20 protein-coding genes, 2 tRNA genes and 1 pseudogene are annotated in these 26,562 nt (G+C 64.7%); 10 read left to right on the forward strand and 13 right to left on the reverse strand.

Features of this window, described 5'->3' with window-relative positions:
• Positions 1–42 precede the first annotated feature (42 nt).
• The 3 genes from IAE34_RS08965 to IAE34_RS08975 form a co-directional block, all read right to left on the reverse strand.
• The gene (locus IAE34_RS08965) at positions 43–1,305 is read right to left on the reverse strand and encodes an OmpP1/FadL family transporter (RefSeq protein ID WP_200138523.1); all 1,263 of its coding nucleotides are present in this window, start codon (positions 1,303–1,305) and stop codon (positions 43–45) included.
• Positions 1,306–1,451: 146 nt separating this feature from the next.
• Complete coding sequence (locus IAE34_RS08970) at positions 1,452–1,934, reverse strand: hypothetical protein (protein ID WP_200138524.1); 483 nt, start codon at positions 1,932–1,934, stop codon at positions 1,452–1,454.
• Between the two features lie 248 nt (positions 1,935–2,182).
• A complete protein-coding gene (locus IAE34_RS08975; protein WP_200138525.1) occupies positions 2,183–2,407 on the reverse strand; it encodes a hypothetical protein in 225 nt (74 codons plus the stop codon).
• A 950-nt stretch (positions 2,408–3,357) separates the two neighbouring features.
• Here IAE34_RS08975 and IAE34_RS08980 point away from each other — a divergent pair.
• Together IAE34_RS08980 and rmuC are read left to right on the forward strand one after the other, a co-directional pair.
• On the forward strand, positions 3,358–3,774 hold the full coding sequence (locus IAE34_RS08980) for a tetratricopeptide repeat protein (protein WP_200138526.1): 417 nt from the start codon (positions 3,358–3,360) through the stop codon (positions 3,772–3,774).
• Positions 3,775–3,949: 175 nt separating this feature from the next.
• A complete protein-coding gene (gene rmuC / locus IAE34_RS08985; RefSeq protein ID WP_200138731.1) occupies positions 3,950–5,308 on the forward strand; it encodes a DNA recombination protein RmuC in 1,359 nt (452 codons plus the stop codon).
• Here the strand turns inward: rmuC and IAE34_RS08990 are convergent.
• On the reverse strand, positions 5,280–8,756 hold the full coding sequence (locus IAE34_RS08990) for a hybrid sensor histidine kinase/response regulator (protein WP_200138527.1): 3,477 nt from the start codon (positions 8,754–8,756) through the stop codon (positions 5,280–5,282). The two genes, rmuC and IAE34_RS08990, sit on opposite strands and share 29 nt — an antisense overlap.
• Before the next feature lie 222 nt (positions 8,757–8,978).
• Here IAE34_RS08990 and IAE34_RS08995 point away from each other — a divergent pair, with 222 nt between their 5' ends.
• The 4 genes from IAE34_RS08995 (at position 8,979) to IAE34_RS09010 (ending at position 13,201) form a co-directional block, all read left to right on the forward strand.
• Positions 8,979–10,130: a TDT family transporter gene (locus tag IAE34_RS08995; RefSeq protein ID WP_200138528.1), complete on the forward strand. Its 1,152-nt coding sequence runs from the start codon at positions 8,979–8,981 to the stop codon at positions 10,128–10,130.
• Positions 10,131–10,217: 87 nt separating this feature from the next.
• Positions 10,218–10,949, forward strand: a complete 732-nt coding sequence (locus IAE34_RS09000) for a GntR family transcriptional regulator (protein ID WP_200138529.1) — start codon at positions 10,218–10,220, stop codon at positions 10,947–10,949.
• Positions 10,950–11,058: 109 nt separating this feature from the next.
• A complete protein-coding gene (locus IAE34_RS09005) occupies positions 11,059–12,333 on the forward strand; it encodes an MFS transporter (RefSeq protein WP_200138530.1) in 1,275 nt (424 codons plus the stop codon).
• 34 nt (positions 12,334–12,367) lie between these two features.
• Positions 12,368–13,201, forward strand: coding sequence for an amidohydrolase family protein (locus IAE34_RS09010; RefSeq protein ID WP_200138531.1), 834 nt, complete (start codon positions 12,368–12,370; stop codon positions 13,199–13,201).
• 79 nt (positions 13,202–13,280) lie between these two features.
• Here IAE34_RS09010 and IAE34_RS24730 read toward each other — a convergent pair whose 3' ends face one another.
• Together IAE34_RS24730 and IAE34_RS24735 are read right to left on the reverse strand one after the other, a co-directional pair.
• Positions 13,281–14,144, reverse strand: a complete 864-nt coding sequence (locus IAE34_RS24730) for a methyl-accepting chemotaxis protein (RefSeq protein WP_442793194.1) — start codon at positions 14,142–14,144, stop codon at positions 13,281–13,283.
• Positions 14,136–15,200: pseudogene (locus IAE34_RS24735) on the reverse strand (methyl-accepting chemotaxis protein); the annotation flags it as partial. The pseudogene IAE34_RS24735 and the gene IAE34_RS24730, both read right to left, overlap by 9 nt.
• A gap of 262 nt (positions 15,201–15,462) precedes the next feature.
• On the opposite strand from IAE34_RS24735, the gene IAE34_RS09020 reads away from it, so the two are divergent.
• Complete coding sequence (locus IAE34_RS09020) at positions 15,463–17,337, forward strand: MFS transporter (RefSeq protein WP_200138533.1); 1,875 nt, start codon at positions 15,463–15,465, stop codon at positions 17,335–17,337.
• A gap of 15 nt (positions 17,338–17,352) precedes the next feature.
• On the opposite strand, the gene sugE is transcribed toward IAE34_RS09020, so the two are convergent.
• The 3 genes from sugE to rdgC form a co-directional block, all read right to left on the reverse strand.
• Entirely contained in the window at positions 17,353–17,670 is a 318-nt protein-coding gene (gene sugE, locus IAE34_RS09025; RefSeq protein ID WP_200138534.1) for a quaternary ammonium compound efflux SMR transporter SugE, read from the reverse strand.
• Between the two features lie 128 nt (positions 17,671–17,798).
• Positions 17,799–18,752: a bile acid:sodium symporter family protein gene (locus IAE34_RS09030; RefSeq protein ID WP_200138535.1), complete on the reverse strand. Its 954-nt coding sequence runs from the start codon at positions 18,750–18,752 to the stop codon at positions 17,799–17,801.
• 75 nt (positions 18,753–18,827) lie between these two features.
• Positions 18,828–19,748 (reverse strand): recombination-associated protein RdgC, encoded by a 921-nt coding sequence (gene rdgC / locus IAE34_RS09035; protein WP_200138536.1) that lies wholly within the window; start codon positions 19,746–19,748, stop codon positions 18,828–18,830.
• Between the two features lie 184 nt (positions 19,749–19,932).
• On the opposite strand from rdgC, the gene IAE34_RS09040 reads away from it, so the two are divergent.
• From IAE34_RS09040 to IAE34_RS09050, 3 genes are all read left to right on the forward strand, one after another.
• Positions 19,933–20,008, forward strand: a tRNA-Val gene (locus IAE34_RS09040).
• A 13-nt stretch (positions 20,009–20,021) separates the two neighbouring features.
• Positions 20,022–20,098: transfer RNA gene (locus tag IAE34_RS09045), tRNA-Asp, on the forward strand.
• Positions 20,099–20,341: 243 nt separating this feature from the next.
• Positions 20,342–22,048 (forward strand): molecular chaperone HscC, encoded by a 1,707-nt coding sequence (locus IAE34_RS09050; RefSeq protein ID WP_200138537.1) that lies wholly within the window; start codon positions 20,342–20,344, stop codon positions 22,046–22,048.
• Here IAE34_RS09050 and IAE34_RS09055 read toward each other — a convergent pair.
• The 4 genes from IAE34_RS09055 to IAE34_RS09070 all read right to left on the reverse strand — a co-directional run bounded on the left by IAE34_RS09055 (position 22,042) and on the right by IAE34_RS09070 (position 26,438).
• The gene (locus tag IAE34_RS09055) at positions 22,042–24,699 is read right to left on the reverse strand and encodes a DUF805 domain-containing protein (RefSeq protein ID WP_200138538.1); all 2,658 of its coding nucleotides are present in this window, start codon (positions 24,697–24,699) and stop codon (positions 22,042–22,044) included. The two genes, IAE34_RS09050 and IAE34_RS09055, sit on opposite strands and share 7 nt — an antisense overlap.
• Positions 24,696–25,388 (reverse strand): DUF1266 domain-containing protein, encoded by a 693-nt coding sequence (locus IAE34_RS09060; protein WP_200138539.1) that lies wholly within the window; start codon positions 25,386–25,388, stop codon positions 24,696–24,698. Before IAE34_RS09060 ends, IAE34_RS09055 begins: the two co-directional genes overlap by 4 nt.
• A 73-nt stretch (positions 25,389–25,461) precedes the next feature.
• Complete coding sequence (gene map / locus IAE34_RS09065; protein WP_200138540.1) at positions 25,462–26,238, reverse strand: type I methionyl aminopeptidase; 777 nt, start codon at positions 26,236–26,238, stop codon at positions 25,462–25,464.
• Entirely contained in the window at positions 26,235–26,438 is a 204-nt protein-coding gene (locus IAE34_RS09070; protein ID WP_200138541.1) for a TA system antitoxin ParD family protein, read from the reverse strand. Before IAE34_RS09070 ends, map begins: the two co-directional genes overlap by 4 nt.
• Positions 26,439–26,562: the final 124 nt, after the last annotated feature.

Genomic DNA, 26,562 nt, shown 5'->3' on the forward strand with positions numbered 1-26,562 from the left:
AAACCGCCTCGAGGGCGGTTCTTCCAAGAGCGGCAATGTGACTCAGAAGCGGTAGGTGAGCGATGCACCCAGGCCGTGGGCGCTGTTCTCGTACTTGGCCTGATAGGTGCCTTTGGTACGGCTGGCCAGGTTGACCTTGGTGTCTTCTTCCCACAGGTAGGAATAAGCCACGTCGATCGTCACGTCGTCGGTAGGGCTGTAGCCGGCGCCCAGGCTGAAGATCTTGCGATCGCCCGTGGGGATGCGCGGGGAGCGGTCCTGGTTGTTGGTCGGCGACTGATCGACGGTGAAGCCGGTGCGCAGGGTCCACTCCTTGTTGACCTTGTAAGAGGCGCCGACGGCATGGGCCCAGGTATCGTGCCAGTGCTGTTCCTCGCTGATCACGCCAAACTGACCGGCCAGTGGGGCTGGGACATCGTTGGTGACGGTAATGTCCTTCAGGCGGCTCCAGCGAGTCCAGGTGCTGCCCGCATAGATCGTCCACTGGTCGTCGAGCTCGTGGGTGACCGAGAAGTCCACCGACTCCGGCGTCTTGATCTTCAGGTCGGCGTCGAACTTGCTGCCACTGAACGGACCGATCAGGGCGTTGTTGATCTTGGTCTTGCCTTCGAGCTTGTAGTCGACCATGGAGTGGTAGGTCAGGCCCAGGCGGGTGCGATCGGTAGCCTGCACCATCACGCCGATGTTGTAGCCCACGGCGGTGTCGTCACCCTTGATCTTGACCTCGCCGTCGTTGCGGCCGGGGGTGAGCGGGTTGATGGTGTTGGAGCTGAGTTCGCCCTTGATACGGTTGATGGTCGGACCGAAACCGATCGACACCTTGTCGTTGAAGGCGTAGCTGACCGTTGGCTGGAAGGTCACCACTTCGACATGGCTCTTCTTGCCCCAATAGCGGGCGGCGTGGTTGCTGCCATAGTCGGTGACCAGGCCGAACGGAACGTAGACACCGAAGCCCACGCTCCAGTGGTCGTCGATCGGTTTGACGTAGTAGCCCATGGGTACGCCGACGAACGGCACCATGTCGCCGTCCATTTTTCCGCCCAGGTTGCTGCCAGCCCCGGAGAGGTCGGTCTTGGCGATGACGGCGGCGGCGCCGACGGTGGCCTGCTCGCGCTTCAGGCGAGACATGCCGGCAGGGTTTCCGTAAATGGTGCTGGCATCGTCGGCAGCCGACGAGCGTCCCGCGAAACCTGTCCCCATGCCGCTGACGCTTTGCTCGTTCAGGGCGAATCCGCTGGCGAAGAGTTGGCTGGAGGCGAGCGCGATCGCGACGCCGATGGAGGTTTTGAGCATGACTGTTTTCATTATTAGAACTCCTTGGGATCTCCGGGGCGAAACGCTACCAACAATTCGCGAACTACGCCATAGGCTGAATTCACCGAGATAGAGCGGTTTTGTAGGACAATCTAACCAGACAAGTCAGCGCATCTGGTTTTTATGTAGGACGGTTCTCAAGATGCGGCGATGAGCCCGGGGTTTACCCAACAATTCCAGGCCTGGGTAAAGTCGCGCAGGCGCCCTTGAGGGTGGAAGGTCTGTCGCCAGATACGCGCCAGCCCAAGCAGATCGTCCGCGACCGGCAGTGGCATCGCCTGTTGCTCGATGAGCATCCAGGCGATGGCGGTGGCGTAGCGTAGATTGACGGTCAGCTCCAGATGAGGACCGCCGAGAAAGGCATGTTGACTGGCCAGCCCACGAACGAGGCTGGCCAGTTCGGGATCGCGTGCGAGGTAGTGGTCCCACAGCATCTGGTGCCGCGTCTGACCGATACGATAGAGCCCGTGCCCGCGGCGGTCATGCAGCGCCTGGCCGAGGCTCGACTGACTGGCAGCGACACCCAGCAGCAACGCTTCGGCACTGGCGCAGTGACGACCCAGGTAGATCAGCGTGGGACGAATGACATGACGGCTCAACTCGTTCGCAGCGATACCCATGATGCCCTCGAACTGTCAGGGACCGGCGGGCGCTGGGAGCTTGGCAGCTGGTGGAGGATCAGGCCCGCCGGAAGCGGCCTGCACCGCTCGAGTTGAAGTGTAGTGTGATATTCATGGCGTAAAGGGCTGTTTTTAAATCGATTGCTGCCGCTGCAACCTGACCATATGCCTGTTGGCGATTAGGCCGGTGCAGCCGCTGCAGCAATCCACGCGGCAGGCATTCACGGGATGAATCCACCCCCATTCGTTCATGCGACCAGCGACTGCCGTGTACGGTCGATCACCGCCTGAAGCGGCGCGGTAGTGGTGTACTGCTCCGGATACAAGCGCTCGGTGTGGCAGGCCACGCCGTGTTCGTCGACCAGGGTGAAGCTGAAGCTGCCATTACGTGGGGCAACGATAAGGCACTTCAGTGGGGCGAAGGCCTGAGAAAGCGTGCCGAATGCGCGCTGGATGTGGTGATGATTAGTCATTTTTTTGAGATTCCTGCTCAAGACACGGGTTCGATCCGTGCACAATAGAAACGTTCCGGTGACGCCTTTATTAAGGGAGGCGAAAAACCTGACCGGAACAGAGCAGCCAGAGAGAGCGCAAGCACAATGTAGGCGCTGGGCTGACTGGTAGGTACTTCGGAAGGCGGGCAGCATCCCATGGACCAGGTTCGAGGCCAGTGGGTGAAGATCCCGATCAATCGTTCGTTGGCTGATTCGTGCTGGAAGGGCTTGAGCCGTTCAGTGAATCATCGCAGGGCCGTCCTGGTTTCAGCGAGCCCGCCCGGGGTGGACGTTGTCGCAAGGACTGTGTGGCCAGAATTGATTTCAGCTTGGTACTAACGCCGGCAACCCTACAGGAGCTGGGAGTACTTGGCAAGCCTTTTTTCAAGTGGCTTCAAGCCAGGCTCAGCGTGTGACCTGGAGGGCAGGTCCTGTGAACCCACCTGCGGCTGCCAGTCGGTTTCGAAGCCATGTGCGACGGCGGCCATAGCGGTTCGCTCACCGAGTTGTACACACGCGTGGCAAGACTTGTGACCGCTGTGCGGCCTGGCTTGCACGCTCCGCCAATGACTTGACTGGCAGGTTAAGTCAATGAAAAAAAACAGATATTTTTGCTGGTGAAAAAATCGTCAGTTTGACCGTAGGCCCCTTCCCACAAGGCTTTGCGGGCAGGTGAGGGGGGTTGTCCACCGAGTTATCCACAGTATCTGTGGATTGTGTTGCGAAGTTGCTCTAGCACGGGCATGTCAGGACCTCGGGCGAAAAACCAGCCCGCCGGAATCGAGCCATTCCGTGGCAGCTTCCCCACAGCGAAACGTCAAGAAAAGCACCATGGAAATTTTTTTACCAATGCCCGGGATGAGTGGCGAGCAGTGTTCGAAAAAAATCGGTAAAGTGGCGCGCCTCTCGAATTGCCTCTGCTGTATGTCATGAAGTCTCGTATTGCTGCTGTTGCAGGTGAGGTTACGCCTGCGTCGCTGGTGTCTCCCCGGCGTATTTCCCTCAAGGTCGCGCTATGGCTGCTCGACAGCCCGCGCCTGGGCGACAGGCCCGGCGTCAAGCATGTGGCCGGGCGCATGCTCAAGCAGCCTGCCCGGCAAGGTGTGGTGGCTGCGCAGAGTCGGCTGGGGCGCCTGCTCTGTCAGGACTGCGGTAACCCCCGCGACCGGCGCATCGGCCACGAGTTGCTGCGCCAGGCGGCGCGTGCCGGGGATCGGCTCGCCCAGCTCGAATATGGCCGGCTGTGCCTGAGCCACGATCCTGGCCAGGCGCGCCATTGGCTGGAACTGGCGGCAGGGCAGGGCTCGCCCGAGGCGGGGCGACTGCTGCAGCGACTGCATCCCTAGCGGCGCGAGCGGACAAACCCTGTAAGCTGCAGCCTGCACTGGAAGATTGATCGGGGTAAGCATGGCTGTGGATCTGGCCAGTATAGCGATAGGCATCATCGTGGCGGCGTTGCCCTGCCTGGGTTGGGCTCTGCAAGTGCAGCGCCGGCTCGCCACGCAGCGCGCCGATAGCGCGCTGCTGCAGGAACGGCTGAGCGCTGCACAGCTGGCGCAGGCCGGCCTGCAGGCACAGCTGGAGGCTGGCCGCGACGAGGTCAGCGACCTGGCCGAGGCCAACGCTCACAAGCAGGCGCAACTGGCGGCGCAGCACCGCGAGCTGGAGCTGCTGAACATCGAGCGCGACAACGCCCGTGACGCCGCCCACGCCTGGAGCCTGGAGCGCACTCAGCGAGAGTCCGAATTGCGCCGCCTGGAGGCCCAGGTGGCGCGCCTCGACGCCGAACTGCGCGAACAGCAGGACAGTCACAGCCAACGCCTGGAAGACTTGCAGCAGGCCCGCGATACCCTGCGTGCGCAGTTCGCCGAAATGGCCACACGGATCTTCGACGAGCGTGAGCAGCGTTTCGCCCAGACCAGCCAGCAGCATCTGGGACAATTGCTCGACCCCCTCAAGGAGCGCATCCAGGCGTTCGAAAAGCGCGTGGAGGAAAGCTACCAGCACGAAGCCCGCGAACGGTTCTCCCTGGCCAAGGAGCTGGAGCGCTTGCAGCAGCTCAACCTGCGGCTATCCGATGAGGCCACCAACCTCACCCAGGCTTTGAAGGGGCAGAAGACCCAGGGCAATTGGGGCGAGCTGATCCTGGAGCGGGTGCTGGAGCACGCGGGCCTGGAGAAAGGCCGCGAGTACCAGACCCAGGTCAGCCTCAGAAGCGCCGATGGCGAGCGGTTCCAGCCCGACGTGTTGATCATGCTGCCCGGCGACAAGCAGGTGGTGGTCGATGCCAAGGTCAGCCTGACGGCCTACCAGCAGTTCGTGGCCGGCAACGACGAAGCGGCGCTCAAGCAGCACGTGCAATCGTTGCGCAACCATGTCAAGGGTTTGTCCAGCAAGGACTACAGTCGCCTGGACGGTTTACACAGCCTGGACTTCGTGCTGTTGTTCGTACCCATCGAAGCGGCGTTCTCGGCGGCGTTGCAGGCCGAGCCGGGATTGTTCCAGGAGGCATTCGATCGACAGATCGTGATCGTCAGCCCGACCACGCTGCTGGCCACGCTCAGGGTCATCGACAGTTTGTGGAAACAGGAGCGCCAGGGCCAGAACGCGCGCGAGATCGCCGAGCGTGCCGGGTGGCTGTACGACAAGTTCGTGCTGTTCATCCAGGATCTGGACGAGTTGGGCGCGCGTTTGCAGCAGGTCGACAAGGCCTACACCGCTGCGCGCAACAAGCTGTGCGAAGGCCGCGGCAACCTGATCAGCCGCAGCGAGCAGCTCAAGCTGCTCGGCGCCCGGGCCAGCAAGAGCCTGCCGGCCGATCTGCTGGAGCGGGCACTGGCGGACGAAGGCGTTACTGCACCAGGCTCAGATGCCGATTGAGCAGGGCGCGCAAGGCCGCAGGCTTGACTGGCTTGGCCAGGTAGTCGAGGCCTGCCGCGTGCACCTGGGCGATGGTTTCGTTGCGCCCATCGGCGCTGATCACCACCCCCGGGATGGGCTCGCCCAGGCGTGTGCGTAGCCAGGCCACCAGCCCGGTGCCGGTTTCGCCGTGGTCCAGGTGATAGTCCACCAGCGCCAGGTGCGGGCGCATGCCTTCGCCCAGCAGCGCCTCGCACTCGGCCTGATCGCGGGCGGTCCACACCTGGCAGCCCCAGCGACCGAGCAGGCTGGTCATGCCGATCAGGATGCTGTCCTCGTTGTCCACGCACAGCACCTGCAACCCCGCCAGCGGCTGACTCGGCAGTTCGGTGGGCGCCGGCGGGGCCATCAGCGCTTGCGGGGCGATCGGTACCCCGACCCGGAACACGCTGCCCTTGCCCGGCCATGAGCGGACCTGCAAGGGATGCCCCAGCACCCGGCACAGGCCGTCGGCGATCGCCAGGCCCAGCCCCAGGCCTTTTTCCGCACGGGTCTGGTGGCTGTCCAAGCGCTTGAACTCCTGGAAGATCACCTGCAGCTTGTCATCGGCGATGCCGGGGCCACGGTCCCACACCTCCAGCCACAGCCGTTCGCCCTCGCGTCGTGCGCCCAGCAGGATCGGGCTGCTGCCATAGCGCAGGGCGTTGGTCAGGAAGTTCTGCAACACCCGGCGCAGCAGCTTGATGTCGCTATTGACGTGGACACGGCTGTCGCGCACGCGGAAGGTCAGGCCTTTTTCGGCGGCCAACACTGCGAATTCGGCGCCGAGGGTATCGAACAGCGTCCTGAGGGCGAACGGCTTGACGTCGGGGGTGATCTTGCCATTTTCCAGGCGCGAAATGTCCAGCAGGTCGCTGATCAGCTCTTCGGCCGAGCGCAACGAGCTGTCCAGGTGACGCACCAGTTGCCGGGCGTCGTCGCCCAGGTCTTCGGCCTGCTGCGACAGCGCGGCGGAGAACAGCCGCGCCGCGTTCAGCGGCTGCATCAGGTCGTGGCTGACCGCTGCCAGAAAGCGGGTCTTGGACTGGCTGACCGCCTCGGCCTGGCTCTTGGCCTCCGACAACGCCTGGTTCAGCTGAGACAGCTCGTGGGTGCGCTCGGCCACCCGCTGTTCCAGGCCTTCATTGGCGTCCTTGAGCGCTTGTTCGGCCTCGCGGAAGGGCGTGATGTCGGTGAAGCTCATGACGAAGCCACCGCCGGGCATGGGGTTGCCGATCAGCTCGATCACCCGACCATTGGGAAACAGCCGCTCGGAGGTGTGCGCCCGGCCCTGGCGCATCCAGTGCAGTCGCCGTGCTACATGGACCTGCGCCTCGCCGGGCCCGCACAGGCCACGCTCGGCGTTGTAGCGAATGATGTCGGCGATCGGCCGGCCCACGGCGATCAACCCGTCGGGGTAGTTGAACAGCTCCAGGTAGCGACGGTTCCAGGCCACCAGGTGCAGGTTCTGGTCGACCACGCTGATGCCCTGGTTGATGTTCTCGATGGCGCCCTGCAGCAGCGCGCGGTTGAACTGCAGCACTTCGCTCGCTTCGTCGGCGATGCGCACCACGTCTTCGAGCTGCATGTCGCGGCCTTCGATGGCCGCCTTGACCACCGCCCGGGTCGAGGAGCTGCCCAGCACGCCGGCGAGCAGGCGTTCGGTGTGTTCGATCCAGTCGCCGTCGGCGTTCTGGTTGGGATTGAAGCCTTTACCCTGGCGGTAGGCGAAACGGATGAAGCTCTGCCGGGCGCGCTCCTCGCCGACGAAGCGCGCGGCAAGGTTGAGCAGGTCGTCGATCTGCACCGCCAGCAGCGTGCGGCCGCTGGGACGGGCGCTGGTCTGCTGGCCGATGAAGCGACCGGCCTGCCAGTGCTCGGAGACGCGAGTACGGGAGAGGATCGAGACCCAGGCGAACAGCGTGAAGTTGCCGGCCAGCGACAGCACCACGCCCTGGGTCAGTGGGCTGATCGGCAGGTTCAACGGATTGCCGTGCAGCCAGGCCAGGCCCGGGAACAGCTGCAGCGACCAGTCCAGGCTATGGGCAGCGATGGGCAACACCAGTGTGTAGAACCACAGGAAGATGCCGGCCGCCAGGCCGGCGAACACGCCACGGCGGTTGGCCTGTTTCCAGTACAGGGCGCCGAGCATCGCCGGGGTCAGCTGGGTCACGGCGGCGAAGGCGATCTGGCCGATGGTCGCCAGGCTGGCGGTCGAGCCCAGCAGGCGGTAGCTGACGTAGGCCAGCAGCAGGATCACCACGATGGTCACCCGGCGTACCGACAGCATCCAGTGGCGGAAGGCTTCGAACGGTCGCTCGGCGTTGTTGCGCCGCAGCAGCCAGGGCAGCAGCATGTCGTTGGAGACCATGGTCGACAGCGCCACGGCTTCGACGATCACCATGCCGGTAGCGGCCGAGGCGCCGCCGATGAACGCCAGCAGCGCCAGGCTCGGGTGTGCTTCGGCCAGCGGCAGGCTGATGACGAAGGAATCGGAAATCACCGTGCCTGGCAGCAGCATCTGCCCGGCCAGGGCGATGGGCACCACGAACAGGGCCGCCAGCACCAGGTAGAGCGGAAACACCCAGCGCGCCAGGCGCATGTCCTGCGGCTCGATGTTCTCCACCACGGTGACATGGAATTGCCTGGGCAGGCAGATGATCGCCATCATCGCCACGGCGGTCTGCACCACCATCGACGGCCAGTTGATGGTTTCCTGCCAGTAATTTTCCAGGTGAATCGACTGGCGCGCCTGGGTGAACAGGTCGTCGACGCCATCGTACAGGTTGAACGCCACGAACGCGCCGACGGCGAGGAAGGCCAGCAGCTTGATCAGCGACTCGAAGGCGATCGCCAGGACCATGCCCCGGTGGTGTTCAGTGACGTCCAGGCTGCGCGTGCCAAAGACGATGGCGAACAGCGCCAGCACCAGCGAGACCACCAGCGCGGTATCCTGCACCCGCGTACCCGTGGCGTCGGCGTTGGCGCCGATCAGCAGGTTGACACCCAGCACGATCCCCTTGAGTTGCAAGGCGATGTAAGGCAGCACGCCGACCAGGCAGATCAACGCCACCACCACGGCCAGCGATTGCGACTTCCCATAGCGTGCGGCGATGAAGTCGGCGATGGACGTGATGTTCTGCTGCTTGCTGATCAGCACCATCTTCTGCAGCACCCAGGGTGCGAAGATCATCAGCAGCACGGGCCCCAGGTAGATGGGCAGGAACGCCCAGAGCTGTTCGGCCGCTTGCCCGACGGCGCCGAAGAAGGTCCAGCTGGTGCAGTACACGGCCAGTGACAGGCTGTAGACCCAGGCGCGCAGGCGCGGCGGCAGCGGTGTGCTGCGGCGGTCGCCATAGAAGGCGATGGCGAACATGATGGCCATGTAGGCCAGGGCGACCACGGCGATCAGCCCGCTGGACAACGACATGCACACTCCGAAGCAAGATGAAGGACGCGATCCTTGGCAGTCTGGCATGTCCCGCGGCCTTTCGTCAGTGCAGACGATGGTCGCAGTGGCACGCAGTCGCACCCAGGGCGGCGCTGTGATGAGTGTTCATATCTACTCAATAGATAACAGATAGAGAAAATACCCGTTATATAGATATATCACCGGCGCATAAGATCAGCTCATACGATGGAGGAATCTTCGATGACCTGCTCGCCTATGCGTCCCACTGTTCTACGCCCTTTCAATCGATTGGCGCGGCCCATGGAAGTGATCCGGCAATTCACTCCCAACTGGTTCGCTGCGACGATGGGTACCGGCGTGCTGGCGCTGGCAGTGCGGCAGATGCCGATACCCGGGGTTCAGGGAGTGGCTGAAGTGCTCTGGTGGCTGACCATCGGCTTGTTCGTCCTGTTCTGCATGCTCTACGGTGCGCGCTGGCTGTTGTTCTTCGGCGAGGCGCGGCGGATCTTCGGCCATTCCACGGTCTCGATGTTCTTCGGCACCATCCCCATGGGCCTGGCGACGATTCTCAATGGTGGCCTGGTATTCGGCCTGGCGCGCTGGGGCGAGGCGGTGGTGCCCTGGATCGAAGCGCTGTGGTGGCTGGACGTGGTCTTGGCCCTGCTCTGCGGCGTGGTGATTCCCTATCTGATGTTCACCCGCCAGGAGCACAGCATCGATCAGATGACCGCCGTCTGGCTGCTGCCAGTGGTCGCGGCGGAGGTGGCCGCAGCCAGCGGTGGCCTTCTGGTGCCGCATCTGGCCGACCCGCAGGGGCAGTATCAGGTGCTGATCGCCAGTTACGTGTTGTGGGCGGTGTCGTTGCCGGTGGCGTTCAGCATCCTCACCATCCTCGTGCTGCGCATGGCCTTGCACAAGCTGCCGCCGGCCAGCATGGCCGCTTCCAGCTGGCTGGCGCTCGGTCCGATCGGTACCGGGGCGCTGGGCATGATGCTGCTCGGCAGCGATGCTCCGGCCGTGTTCGCAGCCAACGGCCTGGCGAGCCTGGGCGAAGTAGCACGCGGGTTGGGCCTGGTCGCCGGCATCGTATTGTGGGGGGCAGGGCTGTGGTGGCTATTGACCGCGGTGCTCATCACTCTGCGTTACCTGCGCCAGGGCATGCCCTTCAATCTGGGCTGGTGGGGGTTCACCTTTCCGCTGGGGGTGTACGGCCTGGCGACGCTCAGGCTCGGCGACTGGTTGGGGCTGGGTTTCTTCCTGACGTTCGGCCAGGTGCTGGTCGGCCTGCTGGCTGGACTCTGGCTGGTGGTGGCAGCCAAGACCCTGGCCGGTGCGTGGCGCGGTGAACTGTTCGTATCACCGTGCCTGGAGACTCAATCGAGCAGCCGATAGACGGGGCATTGACAGCCTACGGGACAGGAGGAATACTTTGGCTAAATTCATATATATGTCTATATAACAAGACGAGAGACAGACCCTATGAACAGGTTGCCCGGCGACGCCCGCCTTCCCCGCTATCAGCAATTGCGCGATCACATGGTCGAGCAGATCAGCAACAACCGCTGGCGCCCCGGCGAGGCGATTCCCACCGAGGCGGCCCTGGCCAGTGAATTCCAGATGTCGGTCGGCACCGTACGCAAGGCGGTGGACGTACTGGTGACCGAAGGGGTACTGGAGCGCCAGCAGGGACGTGGCACGTTCATTCGCCGCCCGCAGTTTCAGTCCTCGTTGTTCCGTTTCTTCCGCTTCGAGTCGGTGAATGGCGCACGGGTAGTGCCCGAGAGCCGAATCCTGTCGGTCGAGCCGCTGCCAGCGCCATCGGCGGTGGCGCAGGCGTTGGGCCTGGCGGCCCAGGCCGAGGTCATCCGCCTCGTGCGCCTACGCTTGCTGGGCGCGCAGCCAGTGCTCGCCGAGGAGATATGGTTGCCACGCCAGACCTTCCAGCCGCTGCTGGACGTGGACCTGGACCGCGAGGGGCCGCTGCTCTACCCGATCTACGAAACCTTGTGCGGTCAGGTCGTGGCCTATGCCGAGGAAACCCTCACCGCCGAGCCGGTCGATGCCGTTCACGCACGCCTGCTGCAAATGCCGGAGGGGAGTCCGGTGGTGGTGATCGAGCGACTGGCCCGCGACTACGCTGGCAAGCCATTGGAATGGCGCCGTTCACGCGGCCATGCCCAGCACTTCCGTTACCGCATCGACATTCGTTGACCCGGTGCTGCGCACATCGCGCAGCACGCCGCTTGCGCCTGCCTGGCCGGTCTGCCACCGGCTTTGCTGCACGACATCGCCACAACACGACACAGAAGGATAAGAAATCATGTTCAGTTGGTACCGCCAAATCACCACGCGCGAGCGCAAGACGTTCTGGGCCTGCTTCGGCGGCTGGTCGCTGGATGCGCTGGAAGTGCAGATGTTCGGCCTGGCGATTCCCGCGCTGATCGCCGCGTTCTCCCTGAGCAAAGGCGATGCCGGCCTGATCAGCGGCCTGACCCTGGTCACGTCGGCCATCGGTGGCTGGCTCGGCGGTACCTTGTCCGACCGCTACGGCCGGGTGCGCACCTTGCAGTGGATGATCCTCTGGTTCTCCTTCTTCACCTTCCTGTCGGCGTTCGTCACCGGCTTCTATCCCTTGCTGTTCGTCAAGGCCATGCAAGGCTTCGGCATCGGCGGCGAGTGGGCCGCCGGCGCGGTGCTGATGGCCGAGACCATCAACCCGAAGTATCGCGGCAAGGTGATGGGCACCGTGCAGAGCGCGTGGGCCGTCGGCTGGGGCCTGGCGGTGGGGCTGTTCGCGCTGATCTACTCGCTGGTGCCCCAGGAGTTCGCCTGGCGGGTGATGTTCTTCGTCGGTCTGCTGCCCTCGCTGCTGATCATCTGGGTGCGCCGTAACGTCCAGGAGCCCGACAGTTTCCAGCGCCAGCAGCAGGCGCAGGTGGCGCCGCGCAGTCTGGCGGCCTCCATGGCCGGCATCTTTCGCCCCGAACTGCTCAGGGTGACCCTGCTCGGCGGCCTGCTGGGCCTGGGCGCCCATGGCGGCTACCACGCGGTGATGACCTGGCTGCCGACCTTCCTGAAGACCGAGCGCAACCTGTCGGTGCTCAACTCCGGTGGCTACCTGGCGGTGATCATCTTCGCCTTCTGGTGCGGCTGCGTGGTCAGTGGCCTGCTGATCGACCGCATCGGGCGGCGCAAGAACATCCTGCTGTTCGCCCTGTGCTGCGTGCTCACGGTGCAGGCCTACGTATTCTTCCCGCTGAGCAACACCCAGATGCTGTTCCTGGGCTTCCCCCTGGGCTTCTTCGCTGCCGGTATCCCGGCCAGCCTCGGCGCATTCTTCAACGAGCTGTACCCGGCCGATGTGCGGGGAGCCGGCGTCGGCTTCTGCTACAACTTCGGACGCGTGCTGTCGGCGGTGTTCCCGTTCCTGGTCGGCCATATGAGCGAATCCATGTCCCTGGGCGCGGCCATCGGCATCGACGCCGGCATCGCCTACGGCGTGGCGGTGATCGCTGCGCTGTGCCTGCCGGAAACCCGGGGCCGGAACCTGCAGGCCGAGCCTGCGGCGCCTGTCGCCCCAGTCGTCGCCCAGTGATGAACAAGCCTTTCCAACCTTTTCGATGAGCACCATGCCAGACGCCAGCGTTTCTCCGATCACCGCCATCGACAGCCATGCCCACGTGTTCACGCGTGGGCTGAGCCTGGCCGCCGAGCGCCGTTACGTACCGACCTATGACGCGCCACTGGCCGCCTATCTGGCGCAGTTGGCCGAGCAGGGCTTCAGTCATGGCGTACTGGTGCAGCCCAGCTTCCTCGGCACCGACAACACCTACCTGCTGCAGGCGCTGCGCAGTACCCCCCAGCGGTTGCGCGGGGTGGTGATGCTCGAACGCGACAGCGATCGCGAGCACCTGGAGCATCTGCATCGGCTGGGCGTGCGGGGCGTACGCCTGAACCTGATGGGGCAGGCACTGCCTGACCTGCGTGACGCCGCCTGGCGTCCCTTGCTGGGGCAGATCGGCGAGCTGGGCTGGCATGTCGAACTGCACCGTCAGGTGGCCGACATACCGGCCCTGGTGCAGGCATTGCAGCCTTCGGGCGTCAACATCGTGATCGACCACTTCGGCCGTCCCGATGCGCGCCTGGGTCTCGGCCAGCCCGGCCTGGCCGAGCTGCTGACCCTGGGTGGCCAGGGCAAGGTGTGGGTCAAGGTGTCGGGCATCTATCGCCTGGCTGGTACGCCAGAGCAGAACCTGGACTTCGCCGGCCAGGCGCTCGCGGCGCTGGAGGTGCACTATGGCGCCGACCGCTTGCTGTGGGGCAGCGACTGGCCGCACACCCAGCACGAAACGTCGATGAGTTTCGCGGCGTCGGTCGATCAGTTCGACGCGTTGGGCTGCTCGACGGCACTGCGCCAGGCCCTGCTCGTGGATACCGCACGCGCGCTGTTCGATTTCAGTTGACGATCAGGCTGTGCCCAAGGGGTAGCCGAGGCCACCCCGTTCGCCGCTGGCTCTGCGGCGGTAGTAGGAGCACCCGGGGCTAGAGCCTGAAGCGGCTGATCATCTGTTGCAGTTGACCACCCAGACGGGCCAGTTCGACGCTCGAGACCGAGGTCTGCTCACTGGCTCCGGCGGTCTGCTCTGAGATTTCCCGCACCGCGACGACACTGCGGCTGATTTCCTCGGCCACGGCGCTCTGCTGCTCGGAGGCTGCCGCGATCTGCTGGTTCATCGACTGGATGCCGGAGATCTGCTGGGTGATGCCTTCCAGCGCATGACCTGCCTCGCGCACCAGTGCCACGCTGCTTTCGGTGAGGTTCTGGCTTTCGTCCATCAGGTCGCTGACCGAGCGTGTGCCCTGTTCCAGGCTGCTGATCGCCGATTCGATTTCCTCGGTCGAGGCCTGGGTCCGCTGCGCCAGGCTACGCACTTCGTCGGCCACCACGGCGAAGCCTCGGCCTGCCTCTCCGGCGCGGGCGGCTTCGATGGCGGCATTGAGCGCGAGCAAGTTGGTCTGCTCGGCCACCGCCTTGATCACATCCATCACTTTGCCGATGCGCTGGCTGTCGCTACGCAGGGCGTCCATCGCCTGGTTGGTGGCGCCTACCTGGTCGGCCAGACGGTCGATCTGCGTCACGGCGCGGTTGACCACGCTTTCGCCTTCGCGCGCTTCCAGGTCGGTCGCGCTGGCGGCCGCCGACGCATCGCCGGCATTGCGTGCCACTTCCTGCACGGTCGCGGCCATTTCCTGCATGGCGGTGGCCACCTGATCGGTTTCCTGGCGCTGGTTGCTGGCGCCGGCGCTGGTCTGTGCGGTAATGGCCGAGAGTTCCTCGGTGGCGCTGGCGATCTGCGAAATGCCGTCACGCACGCCGCCGATCAGCTGGCGCAGATTGCCGGTCATGCCGTGCAGGCTGTTCTGCAACTGGCCGAGTTCATCGCGCCTGGAGCTGCTGGGCTGCTCGCTGAGATCGCCAGCGGCGACCTGCTCCATGGCCAGCAATACACGGCGCAGGGGCGGGCTGACCTGGCGGGCGATCAGCACGGCCAGCAACACGCCGAGCAGCAGCGCCAGTGCCGTGGTGATCAGTTGCAGAGTTCTGGCGGACTGGCTGTCGGCAGCCACCAGCGTGCCCTGGCCATCGAGCAACAACCCGATGGTTTCAGTCAGGTCGGCAATGTCCTTGGCCATGCTGATCCGCTGCTCGGCCAGTTTGGCGATCTCGTTGCGATAGGCCTCCACCTTGCCGCCATAGGCGCGCACCCGGTCGGTCATCTGGGCGGCCGCTTCACCGGCCTGGCCGTTCAAGGCTGCGATCAGGCCAGGCAGGCTGTTCAGCGTGGTGGCGAGTTGCTCGTTCATCGCCTTTTCGGTGTCGGCGTTGGTGTTGCCGGTGTAACCGCGAACCTGATAACGCAGCAGGATCAGGTTCTCACGAAGTTGGTTGACCGCCTCGCTACGGGCATCGCGCTGCTCGGCATCGGGCAGCGCACGGACTTGCTGGCGGATGGTCTTGAGTGCGGCGAAGGCCTGGTTGGCGAGGGTGCCCATGTCCTTTTGCGCCGAGCGCATGGTCTGGTAGGCCTGCAGGCTGAGATCCTGGGTCTTCACGTAGCTGGCCAGGTCCTGGTCGACCTTGTTCAGCAGTTCGACGTTACGCGGGTTGCGCACCACGTCATGCAGTCGTTTGAGTGGCACCTGCAGTGCATCGCTGGCCGCGAGCAGTGCCTGGGTCTGTTCGTCGTCGCCATTGGCCAGGGTGTGGCGCAGGCGCGCCTCTCGCAAGTCGCCCAGCGCGTCATTGAGCAGGGAGACCTCGCGCACCAGCTCGCTGCGGCGCACGATGCTGCCCAGGGCATCCCAGCCGATCGACGCTTGGATCAGGGTCAAGGCCAGGACCAGGCCGAAGCCGAGCGCCAGTTTGTGGGCGATCTTCAGATCGCCGAACCAGGTAAACATCTGCTGAGTGCTCCTTAGTCATGCAGGGAAGGCTTCGGACGGTTCCAGTGGCCCGACTCCGGTCATGTATATGAATATCGGCAGCACTGTAACAATCTGAAAGAAATTTGACGGCAAAATAGTGGCACTTGCCTCGCTGTGCGGTAGGTGGCAGTGCCGTTCCTCTTCCGTTGTTGCCAGATGTCGTGTGCAACGGGCAGATTTGTGGCCTGATGCACCGAACCTACCTCCAATGACAAAGCCCCCTCAGGAACAAGGACGAATGAGTCATTCCTCGCAGTTCACCTTGCTCGGCAAGCGACGCTTCCTGCCGTTCTTCATCACCCAGTCGCTCGGCGCCTTCAACGACAACCTGTTCAAGCAGTCGCTGATCCTGGCGATCCTCTACAAGCTCAGCCTGGAAGGCGACCGCTCGATCTGGGTCAACCTGTGTGCGTTGCTGTTCATCCTGCCGTTCTTCCTGTTCTCCGCTTTGGCCGGCCAGTTCGGCGAGAAGTTCGCCAAGGACGCGCTGATTCGCGCGATCAAGCTGGCCGAAGTGGCGATCATGGCGGTCGGCGCGCTGGGTTTTCTCAGCGATCACCTGGAACTGATGCTGTTCACCCTGTTCGCCATGGGGACCCATTCGGCGCTCTTCGGGCCGGTGAAATACTCGATCCTGCCGCAGGCGCTGCGCGAACAGGAGCTGGTCGGGGGCAACGGCCTGGTGGAGATGGGCACCTTCCTGGCGATCCTGGCCGGCACCATCGGTGCCGGGGTGATGATGTCTTCCAGCAACTACGCCAGCGTGGTGGCCGGCGGCATCGTCGGCACGGCAGTCCTGGGCTACCTGGCCAGCCGCTGGATACCACGTGCAGCCGCCGTGGCACCGCACATGAAGCTGGACTGGAACATCTTCAAGCAATCCTGGGCCACGCTGCGCCTTGGGTTGGGGCAGACGCCCGCCGTGTCGCGCTCGATCGTCGGCAATTCCTGGTTCTGGTTCGTCGGGGCGATCTATCTGACGCAGATCCCGGCCTATGCCAAGGACTGGCTGCACGGCGACGAGACGGTGGTCACCCTGGTGCTGACCCTGTTCTCGGTAGGCATCGCGGTCGGATCGCTGCTGTGCGAGCGCCTCAGTGGACGCAAGGTCGAGATTGGCCTGGTGCCTTTCGGCTCGTTCGGCCTGACCCTGTTCGGCCTGCTCTGGTGGTGGCATTCCGGTGACGTGCCGCAGGCCGACACGCCCCACGACTGGCTGAACCTGCTGGGCCTGCACCAGGCCTGGTGGATCATGGCTTCGATCGTCGGGCTGGGTGTATTCGGCGGCTTCTACATCGTACCGCTGTACGCCTTGATCCAGGCGCGCACGCCCCAGGACCAGCGCGCCCGAGTGATCGCCGCCAACAACATTCTCAATGCCTTGTTCATGGTGGTGTCGGCGCTGGTCACGATCGTCCTGCTAAGCCTGGCCAAGCTGAGCATCCCGCAGTTGTTCCTGGTGGTCTCGCTGTTGAACATCGCAGTCAATGCGTACATCTTCAGCATCGTGCCCGAGTTCACCATGCGCTTCCTGATCTGGCTGCTCAGCCACTCGATGTACCGTGTCGAGCATCGCGACCTCGAGCGCATTCCTGACGAAGGTGCAGCACTGCTGGTGTGCAACCACGTGTCCTTCGTCGACGCGCTGCTCATCGGCGGGGCGATTCGTCGACCGATCCGCTTCGTCATGTACTACAAGATCTACAACCTGCCAGTGCTCAACTTCGTATTCCGCACCGCCGGCGCCATTCCCATCGCCGGGCACGGCGAAGATGCCGCGGTTCATGACAGCGCGTTCGCGCGCATTGCCCAGTACCTGCGCGACGGCGAACTGGTGTGCATCTTCCCGGAAGGCAAGCTCAGTGCCGATGGCGAGATCGATGTGTTCAAGGGCGGCGTCAACCGAATCCTCAAGGAGACACCGGTGCCGGTGATTCCCCTGGCGCTGCAGGGGCTGTGGGGAAGCTTCTTCAGCCGAGACCCGAACAAAGGCTTCCTGCGCCGCTTGTGGTCACGAGTGACCCTGGTGGCCGGCCCCGCCATCGCGGCAGAAGCGGCCCGGCCGGAGGCGCTGCGCCAGCAGGTCGCTGCCCTGCGTGGCGAGCGCCGTTGAGGCGGGTGCCGGAGGTCAGCTGGCGCTGACCTTCAGGCCGATCAGGCCGGCGACGATCAGCGCCACGCTGATCAGGCGTACCAGCGCCATGGACTCGCCGAACAGGATGATGCCGGCGATCACCGTACCCACTGCGCCGACGCCGGTCCAGATGGCGTAGGCGGTGCCCAGGGGCAACTCCTTCATGGCCAGCCCGAGCAGGCCGAGGCTCACGGCCATGGCGGCGATGGTGAGTGCGGTGGGAAGCGGGCGAGAAAAGCCGTCGGTGTATTTCAGGCCGACGGCCCAGCCGACTTCGAACAGGCCGGCGAAGAACAGGATGATCCAGGACATGATGGCTCTCCATCGTCAGTTGATGGGGCCGTCCCCGGAGTGATCACGCGGTGCGTCGTGAGGTCGTCCTCACCGTGGCTACAACTACAGCACAGCCGAGCGGGCCCAGGCAAGCGACCCGCGCACGATCAGCGGCCAGTGTTGGCCTGCTCGGACGGTGCCTCCAGCCGCCTGAACCAGGTCGAGAGCAGTGCCCCGGAAATGTTGTGCCACACGCTGAACAGCGCACTGGGCACGGCCGCCAGGGGCGAGAAGTGCGCCGCAGCCAGCGCGGCGCCGAGCCCTGAGTTCTGCATGCCCACCTCCAGCGCCAGCGACTTGCGCTGGGCCAGCGGCAGCTTGCACAGCTTGCCGGTGAGGTAACCGAGCAGGAAGCCGAAGCTGTTGTGCAGGATCACCACCGCCATGATCAGCAGGCCCGATTCGGCGATCTTGGCCTGGCTGGCCGCGACCACCGCGCAGACGATCATCACGATGCTCACCACCGAGACCAGCGGCAGCACCTGCACGGCCAGGTGCACGCGCGCGCCGAGCAGTTTCTGCGCCAGCACCCCGAGCACGATCGGCAGCATCACCAGTTGCAGGATCGACCAGAACATGTCCATGAACGAGACCGGCAGCCACGCCGAGGCCAGCAGCCAGATGAGCGCGGGTGTCAGCAGCGGCGCCAGCAGGGTGGTCACCGCGGCGATGGCCACCGCCAGGGCCAGGTCGCCCTTGGACAACCACACCATCACGTTCGACGCCGTGCCGCTGGGGCAGCATCCGACCAGGATCACGCCCACGGCGATTTCCGCCGGCAGATGGAACAGCTGGCACAGCAACCAGGCCATGCCCGGCATGATCACGAAGTGAGCCACCACCCCCAGCGCGACCCGCCAGGGCTGGCGGGCGAGGGCGGCGAAGTCGTCGAGCTTGAGCGTCAGCCCCATGCCGAACATCACCAGCCCCAGCAGCGGCACGATGGCCACTTTCAGGGCGATGAACCACTGCGGTTGCATGAAAGCCAGCACGGCGAACACCAGTACCCAGAGGGCGAAGGTGTTGCCGACGAAGCGGCTGAGAGCGGCCAGGGCGCGCATGGTAAGACCTCCGGTCAGGTGCAGGCTGCAAGGTACGAACGGCTGGCGGCAAGCCCGAGGCCTGCCGCTTGAAGGTCACACGCCCTGCGGGATCTCTTCGCCACCCAAGGCTTCGAACAGCAGCGGCAGGAACTCGTTGAGGGTCATCATCATCAGCAGGAAGCTGGCGTCGAACTGCTGCTGAGCTTCATCACCGCCGTCCTGTTCGGCCTGTTCCTGCAACAGCTCCTCGAACTTCAGGCGCTTGATCACCAGCTTGTCGTCGAGCACGAAGGACAGCTTGTCCTGCCAGGCCAGGGCCAGCTGCGTGACCAGCTTGCCAGTGCTCAGGTGCAGCTGGATTTCCTCGCTGGCCAGGTCCTGCCGCTTGCAGCGCACGATGCCGCCGTCTTCGGCGGTGTCGCGCAGCTCGCACTCGTCCAGCGGGTAGAAGCCTTCGGCAGGCTGCTGCGACTTGACCCAGTCGGTCATGGTCGCGCTCGGGGCGATCTTCACCGTGGCCGGGCGCACCGGCAGCGAGCCCATCACTTCGCGCAGGGTGGAGAGCAGGTCCTCGGCGCGCTTGGCGCTGGCCGAGTTGACCAGGATCAGGCCCTGGCGCGGGGCGATGGCCGCGAAGATCATCGAGCGGCGAATGAAGGCGCGGGGCAGGAAGGCCTGGATGATCTCGTCCTTGATCTGGTCGCGCTCCTTCTTGTAGACCTTGCGCATCTGCTCGGTCTCGATTTCCTCGACCTTCTCCTTGACCGCGTCGTTGACCACGCTGCTGGGCAGGATGCGTTCTTCCTTGCGCGCGGCGATCAACAGGAACTCACCGCTGACATGTACCAGCGGGGCGTCCTCGCCCTTGCCGAACGGCGCGACGAAACCGTAGGTGGTCAGCTCCTGGCTGGCGCAGGGACGCGCGGGCTTGCTGGACAGTGCAGCTTCCAGTGCCTCGGCCTCGAACGGCACATCCTGGGTGAGGCGGTAGGTCAGCAGGTTCTTGAACCACATGGGACAGATCTCTCGTTAATGCATGAAGGCGGGCATTATTCTCCGAGCGAGCCTCGCAGGCCAACCCTGTCACAGGGCCAGCAGTGCAGATTCCTAGGTCATTGAAAGCGCTGAAAAATAATTTGAAAAAAGTGCTTGCCAGGGTGGAGGGTCCTCCGTAGAATGCGCGCCACACCGAGACGAAGGGTGATTAGCTCAGCCGGGAGAGCATCTGCCTTACAAGCAGAGGGTCGGCGGTTCGATCCCGTCATCACCCACCACTCGATGTATAGCGCAGCGGTAGTTCAGTCGGTTAGAATACCGGCCTGTCACGCCGGGGGTCGCGGGTTCGAGTCCCGTCCGCTGCGCCATATTCAAGCTTCCAGGGCCCACTGAACACCCGGAAGCCACAGAGAAAGCGACCTTAAGGTCGCTTTTTTTGTGCCTGTCATTCGCCGCGCCGCGCGGCTCCCACCGCCGTTCACAGGGTTCGGTACAGGCGCAGATGCATCTTCGCCTTCAACTCGTGGTCTCATTACGTCAGAATCGTCAGATACGCCGGATGCCGCCAGCAGGCCGCGCGCCCGGCTCTCATTCGTCAGCAGAGACCGAACATGCAGGATGCCAGCTCCTCTCCAACGCCCGACACCCCAGCGCCTTTGCTGGGCATCGACCTGGGTACCACCAACAGCCTCATCGCCGTCTGGCAGGAGGGCAAGGCTCAGCTCATCGCCAACGCGTTGGGCGAGGTGCTCACGCCCTCGGTGGTCAGCGTCGATGAAGACGGCAGCATTCTGATCGGCAGTGCTGCTCGCGCGCGCCTGACCACCCATCCTCAGCGCACGGCGGCGGCCTTCAAGCGCTTCATGGGCAGCGACAAACGCTTCGAACTGGGCGAGCACCGCTTCACGCCCGAAGAACTGTCGGCCCTGGTGCTCGGTGCCCTGAAGCAGGACGCCGAGGCCTACCTGGGCTGCACGGTGAACGAAGCGGTGATCTCGGTCCCGGCCTATTTCAGCGACGAACAGCGCAAGCGCACGGTGTTCGCCGCTGAGCTCGCGGGCTTGAAGGTGCAACGGCTGATCAACGAACCGACCGCTGCAGCCATGGCCTACGGCCTGCACGAGCAGAAGTTCGAGCGCACCCTGGTGTTCGACCTGGGCGGCGGCACCTTCGATGTCACCGTGCTGGAGTACGCGCTGCCGCTGATCGAGGTGCATGCCTCGACCGGCGATAACTACCTGGGCGGCGAGGATTTCACCGAGGCGCTGCTCAAGGCCTGCCTGGACGACTGGCAGCTGTCCATCGACAGCCTGGAGCCGCAGGCGCTGTCGAGCCTGCACGACGCCATCGAGCAGCTCAAGCGCGACATCGGCGAAGGCACGCGGACCTTGACCTGGAGCGGCGACGGCACGCCCCGTGAATGGGTGCTCGACCAGGCGCGCCTGCAAGCGATCTGGGCGCCGCTGCTGGCGCGGGTGCGGACCCCGATCGAGCAGGCCCTGCGCGATGCCCGGCTGAGTCCGCGAGAGCTGGACAGCCTGGTGCTGGTCGGTGGCGCGACGCGCATGCCACAGATCCAGCAACTGGTGGCCAAGCTGTTCGGTCGCCTGCCGTACCGCCATCTCGACCCCGATACCATCGTCGCCCTCGGCGCTGCCAGCCAGGCAGCGTGCAAGGCCCGCGATGCCGCGATCGACGAGCTGATCCTCACCGATGTCTGCCCCTACACGCTGGGGGTGGCCTCATCCCGTGGCGAGGAGGTCTCCGGGGCGTTCACCCCGATCATCGAACGCAACACGGTGATCCCTACCTCTCGCGTGCAGCGTTTCTACAGCACCCATCCCGACCAGAAAGTGGTGCGCATCGCGGTGTATCAGGGAGAGCGGCCGTGGGTGCGCGACAACATTCTGGTCGACAGCTTCGAGATTCCGCTGCAGTCCACCGGCGAGGTGCAGTCGCTGGACGTGCGCTTCAGCTATGACATCAATGGCCTGCTCGAAGTCGACGTGACCTTCCTGGAAACCGGCCACAAGCACAGTCACAGCATCGATCGCAGCCCCACGGGGCTCGACGGCGAAGCGCGCCAGGCCAGTCACGAGCGCCTGGCGCGGCTGAAGATCCACCCGCGCGATGCATTGCCCAATCGCACCCTGCTAGCCCGTCTGGAGCGGGCCTGGATGCAGAGCCTGGGCGATGAGCGCGACCTGATCGGCAGTTGGCTGGATGCGTTCAACGCGGTGCTCGCCGGCCAGCAGGCCAGTGAAATCAGCCGCCAGCGCCAGCAGTTGAGCCAGGCGCTGGACGAGCTGCGCTACTGAGCGTTGAGTCGGCGCAAGGCCACTTGCAGGCCCTGGGCCAGTTGCTCGGGGTCGTCGGGTGGCGGGCCATAACGGTTGGCCAGCTTGTCACCAGGGATGACCATCAGGGCCGCAAGCGAGAACAGCGCGAACAGGCTGATGGCCAGGGCGCCGAACAAGGCCAGCAGCCCCAAGCCGACATCGCGCAGGCGGCGCAGTGCCGAGCTCAACAGCGGCAGCACCATGAGCCCCTGCAGCGCCGGCACTTTGGTAACGCTGGCCAGCATGGCCGTGCCCATCAGCAGGACGAAGACATGGGCGACGAAATCGCCGCGGCTGATGCGACTGTCCAGTCGCCAGAACGCCCAGGACGGGGCCGCCGGTTTGCGCGCAGCGCGCTGCAGGTGGTACTCCGAGCGTGCCAGCAGCGCCATGGCGGCGCAGCGCAGGCCGGTATCCTGGTCGGCGTCGTCCTTGGCCTTCTGCAGCGCCTGCAGGTCGACGGTTCGCGGCGGCTTGTCCGATTTGACCAGCGTATTGAACGCATCCACGCATTTCTTCAGCAGTGCCCGGTCGAGCTGGTCCTCGCGATCGATCGCGCGGTAAGCAAGACTCGGCACGCGGCCGGCGAGCAAGCCGCTGCATAGCCTGGCCAACCAGGGCCTGCCGACCTGCAATGCGTCCATGCGTGCGCGCAGCCGCACCCGTTGCGTGCCGTCCAGTGCGGGGTCGTGGTAGAGCGTCGCGCACAACAGCACCTCACCCACCGGATGCTCTTCGAGCACATCGGTGCTGGCCTCGTAGCACTCGAACAGATGCACGGGGTCGGGTAACCGGGTGCTGGCGAAGACATAGGCCAGGTAGTGCAAGGGACCTGTCATCGTCGCCTGGACCGGATCCCGAGTGTCCAGATGACGCAGCAGGGCATTGTTTTCCTGGAACAGCGCAGGGGTGTTCAACAGCAACTGGTGAGTGCGGTGGAACGGGTGCTGGGTGGGGTAATGCAGTTGTGCTGGCAGTTGTGGCGTGATCAAGTCCAGCCAGCGCTGGGGCTGGGCAATGGTCGCCAGCATGAACAGGTGCTGACGGTGCCAGTCCCACAGGGCGTCGCCGTCGGGCAAGGCTGGCAGCTCGATACCCACCTGCGCCAGCTCGTTCATCAACCGCAGGCCAAAGGGCACGGTGAACATGCGGCGCATGTCGAACTGCTCGTTGAGTCGCTCCAGGGCGGCTGGCGAATACACGCGCATGCGCCGCAGCCATTCGCGGCAGACCGGGTGCAGCGTGCCCTCCTTGAGCGGCTCGGGCAACGGGGTGGCATGGGCACAGTGCTCCACCAGCGCCCGCACCACGGGGGAGTGCTGCAGCCAGTGCAATTGCTGCTGGGCCTGGCGTTGGAAACCTTCGAGGATCAGGCTGTCCAGGGGGTCGTGGCTGGGGGGGGAGGCCAGGATGCTGCGCAACAGGCCCGCTTCGCCGCGCTGCAAAGCCCAGGCTTGCCAGTAGCGGTGGCGCAGTTGCATGTCGGGCTGTTCGCCGAGCAACGCGGCCAGCAGCGGCAGCTCGTCGTCGCCGTCCAGTCGCCAGTCGACGAAGGTGGCCGCGAGGCCTTCCAAGCCCAGGCGAGAGGCTTCGTACCAGCGAGTCAGGGTCTGCGGGGATTGCGCCGGGCAGCCACACGCCTGGGCCGGATCGTCGAGGGCGTCTGGCCAGGCCTGCGGCACCGTCTGCTGATCCAGCGCCTGGATCAGCAGCGGCAGGCGATGAGGTTGGTACTGGGCGCACAGGTCGATCAGCCAGCGCTCGGCCTGGGGATGGCGATGCTCGCGCCACAGGCGCAGCCAGCAGTTGAGGGCCTGTTCTTCAGCGCCCAGAGCGCTGGACTGGCACGCGAGCAGGTACAGCGTGTCGACATCGTTCGGCGCCTGCTCATGCTGCTGTTGCAGGCGTGCATGCACGGTGCGGCTGCCCAGACCGGCCTGGCTGAACTGTACGACCAGGCGCTGCACCAGCTCTTCGTCGTCCGGAAAGCCTACGCAGGTGTGGGCCGTGGCGAACGGCACGTACTCGAACAGCGGTCGATCCCGATGGTAGTAGCTCAGGCTGCGGAAGTACCAGAGGGACTCCAGCTGCGCTGCGGCCGACCAGTCGCGCATCAGGCGGGTGTCGAAGGGGTCGGGCTGCTCGATGCGTTGCAGGAACCCGGCGATGTCCTGGGCCTCTTCCGGCGGCAGGCGCAACAGTTGCTCGGCCCAACCCAGGCGCACGGCCAGCAGGCGCACGCACTGGTGCGCGATAGGCCCGCACAGGCGCAACTGCTGCAACAGTTGCCAGCTCAGATCATCGAGTTGTTCGAGCGGCAGCTCGTCGAGCTGGCCGATGTAGTCCAGCCAGGCCTGGGGTTCGTAGCGGCGGGTGGAGTCCTCGAGCAGCGCCTGGAAAGCCTCCAGGCCTGGGTGGGCGACGGATGCCTGCTCCTCGGGCACCGAAGCCGGGGCCAGTTCGGCGTGCTCCCGGGCCAGGCGCTGAGCTTCCTCGTAGGCGGCACGCAGCGCCTGGAAACCTTCCGGATCGGTCTCCGGGTGGTGCGTCGGCAGGCGGCTGCGGTAGGCCAGGCGAATGGTGTCCAGGTCCTGGGTGGGCTCGATGCCCAGGCGTATCCAGCAACTCATGACCAGCAGTCCTCTTCCAGCGTCGAGGGGCGTTCCGGCTCGGGCAGCGGCAGCTCCCAGGGCAGCTCGGCGAGCAGTGCGTTGGCACCGGCGCGCAGGTTCAAGGCGATGCAACGGTTCCAGTGTTCGCTGCCCTGGCGCGCAAGGTCGGCGGCGAACGTGGCATCGCTGCTGTCGGAGGCGTTCCACAGCGCCTTGCCGATCAGGTAACCGGCGATGTAGGTGTCCCATCGGTTGTAGTAGTGACGCGCGCGCAAGGCCAGGCGATGGTGCAGGTAAAGGCTTTCCTCGCGGCTGATATGGCCTTTCTTCACCCCGGCGCGCAGCAGAAAACTCATGCGGCCGATATCCCAGGCGCGAGTACCGCCCGCGCCGCAGTCGGCGAAGGCGCGCGCGGCGTATTCGTACTTGACCCGATCACGGGCAGGCAGCGTTTCGAGCAGCGCCTGCCACTGGCTGGGCAGGCAGCGCTGGAACTGCCAGAAGGCATCGCTCAGCTCGCAGGCGTGGCCGTTGTCGGCCATGCCCAGCACGTCCAGCAATTGCGCCCGGGTGTGGATACCCCAGCCGCTTTCCAGGTCGGTCTGGTCATCGCCCTCGAAGTAGTCGGGGGCGGTGAAGCTGGCACCGTTGAGCGCTGCCATCGGCGCCGAAAGGGCATGCAGCCAGTGCTGTGCGGATTCGTCCATGAGCGGGTCCGAAGGGAAAAATGTAACGGCAATTGTAGGGAGAACCCGCAGGTCGCGGCAATCGCCAAGTCCTTCAGCGCGGGGTTTCTTCACCGCGCAGGGTCAGCACTTCGTAGCCGCTCTGCGTCACCGCCACGGTATGCTCCCACTGCGCCGACAGCGCGCCATCGCGGGTGATCACCGTCCAGCCGTCCTTGAGCGTGCGCGTGCCGCGCGCGCCCTGGTTGATCATCGGCTCGATGGTGAAGACCATGCCCGGTTGCAGCCGCATGCCCATTCCCCGCTGGCCGTAGTGCAGCACTTGCGGCGCCTCGTGCATTTGCTGGCCGATGCCGTGACCGCAGTATTCGCGCACCACGCTGTAGCCCGCAGCCTCGGCGAACTGCTGGATGGCGTGACCGACATCGCCCAGGGTAGCGCCAGGCCGCACCTGCTCGATGCCTTTCCACATGGCCTCGTACGTGGTGTCGACCAGGCGCCGTGCCTCTTCGCTCACGCTTGCGATGCAGTACATCTTCGAGGAATCCGCAATGTAGCCGCCCTGTTCCAGAGTGATGTCGACGTTGATGATCGAGCCTTCCTGCAGCACCTCGTCCTTAGCGGGCATGCCATGGCAGACGACGTGGTCCACCGAGGTGTTGAGCGCGTAGGGAAAGCCGTACTGGCCTTTGCTGGCCGGCCGCGCCTTGAGCGTCTCGACGATGAACGCCTCGGCATGGTCGTTGATCTGCAGAGTGGTCACGCCTGCGCGGATGAACCCGTCGAGCTCGGCGAACACCTGGGCCAGCAACTGCCCGGCGCGGCGCATCAGCGCCAGTTGCTCGGGATTCTTGAGGATGGGTTTGCTCATTGCAGCAATTCCTTGAGGGTGACCTGCTCCTGAGACAGCAGCGGGCGCATCAGTTCCGGGTGCATCGCTTCGGGGTGCAGCTCGGCCAGCCTGCCGACGCGGATCCAGCGCTGGGCCTGGGCATCGATCGACCGCGACATCGCGGCGCTGGCGATGCGCAGGTAAGGGAGGAGGGCGTCGCAGGTTTTGACGAGGCCCATGGAGCTCGATATGAAACATGTACGCGGCATCATATTTTACACGGCAGCGCTGTGTCACTTTGCTCGCTATGCAGGCACTTCAAGTGGCGGTCTCCTGCGGATTGAAGGAGAAAGTGACCTCTGC

The sequence above is a fragment of the Pseudomonas sp. S30 genome (assembly GCF_016518545.1).
Classification (GTDB): domain Bacteria; phylum Pseudomonadota; class Gammaproteobacteria; order Pseudomonadales; family Pseudomonadaceae; genus Aquipseudomonas.

Bases quoted from the DNA above. Each gene is read 5' to 3' on its own strand.
- IAE34_RS09050 (WP_200138537.1), top strand. From the start codon at position 20,342: ATGCAGGATGCCAGCTCCTCTCCAACGCCCGACACCCCAGCGCCTTTG.
- rdgC (WP_200138536.1), bottom strand. From the start codon at position 19,748: ATGTGGTTCAAGAACCTGCTGACCTACCGCCTCACCCAGGATGTGCCG.
- IAE34_RS09070 (WP_200138541.1), bottom strand. From the start codon at position 26,438: ATGGGCCTCGTCAAAACCTGCGACGCCCTCCTCCCTTACCTGCGCATC.
- map (WP_200138540.1), bottom strand. From the start codon at position 26,238: ATGAGCAAACCCATCCTCAAGAATCCCGAGCAACTGGCGCTGATGCGC.
- IAE34_RS08965 (WP_200138523.1), bottom strand. From the start codon at position 1,305: ATGAAAACAGTCATGCTCAAAACCTCCATCGGCGTCGCGATCGCGCTC.
- IAE34_RS08975 (WP_200138525.1), bottom strand. From the start codon at position 2,407: ATGACTAATCATCACCACATCCAGCGCGCATTCGGCACGCTTTCTCAG.
- IAE34_RS08995 (WP_200138528.1), top strand. From the start codon at position 8,979: ATGACCTGCTCGCCTATGCGTCCCACTGTTCTACGCCCTTTCAATCGA.
- IAE34_RS08990 (WP_200138527.1), bottom strand. From the start codon at position 8,756: ATGTCGTTGTCCAGCGGGCTGATCGCCGTGGTCGCCCTGGCCTACATG.
- sugE (WP_200138534.1), bottom strand. From the start codon at position 17,670: ATGTCCTGGATCATCCTGTTCTTCGCCGGCCTGTTCGAAGTCGGCTGG.
- IAE34_RS09020 (WP_200138533.1), top strand. From the start codon at position 15,463: ATGAGTCATTCCTCGCAGTTCACCTTGCTCGGCAAGCGACGCTTCCTG.
- IAE34_RS09010 (WP_200138531.1), top strand. From the start codon at position 12,368: ATGCCAGACGCCAGCGTTTCTCCGATCACCGCCATCGACAGCCATGCC.
- IAE34_RS08980 (WP_200138526.1), top strand. From the start codon at position 3,358: ATGAAGTCTCGTATTGCTGCTGTTGCAGGTGAGGTTACGCCTGCGTCG.
- IAE34_RS09060 (WP_200138539.1), bottom strand. From the start codon at position 25,388: ATGGACGAATCCGCACAGCACTGGCTGCATGCCCTTTCGGCGCCGATG.
- IAE34_RS08970 (WP_200138524.1), bottom strand. From the start codon at position 1,934: ATGGGTATCGCTGCGAACGAGTTGAGCCGTCATGTCATTCGTCCCACG.
- IAE34_RS09030 (WP_200138535.1), bottom strand. From the start codon at position 18,752: ATGCGCGCCCTGGCCGCTCTCAGCCGCTTCGTCGGCAACACCTTCGCC.
- IAE34_RS09005 (WP_200138530.1), top strand. From the start codon at position 11,059: ATGTTCAGTTGGTACCGCCAAATCACCACGCGCGAGCGCAAGACGTTC.
- IAE34_RS24730 (WP_442793194.1), bottom strand. From the start codon at position 14,144: ATGACCGGCAATCTGCGCCAGCTGATCGGCGGCGTGCGTGACGGCATT.
- IAE34_RS09055 (WP_200138538.1), bottom strand. From the start codon at position 24,699: ATGAGTTGCTGGATACGCCTGGGCATCGAGCCCACCCAGGACCTGGAC.
- IAE34_RS09000 (WP_200138529.1), top strand. From the start codon at position 10,218: ATGAACAGGTTGCCCGGCGACGCCCGCCTTCCCCGCTATCAGCAATTG.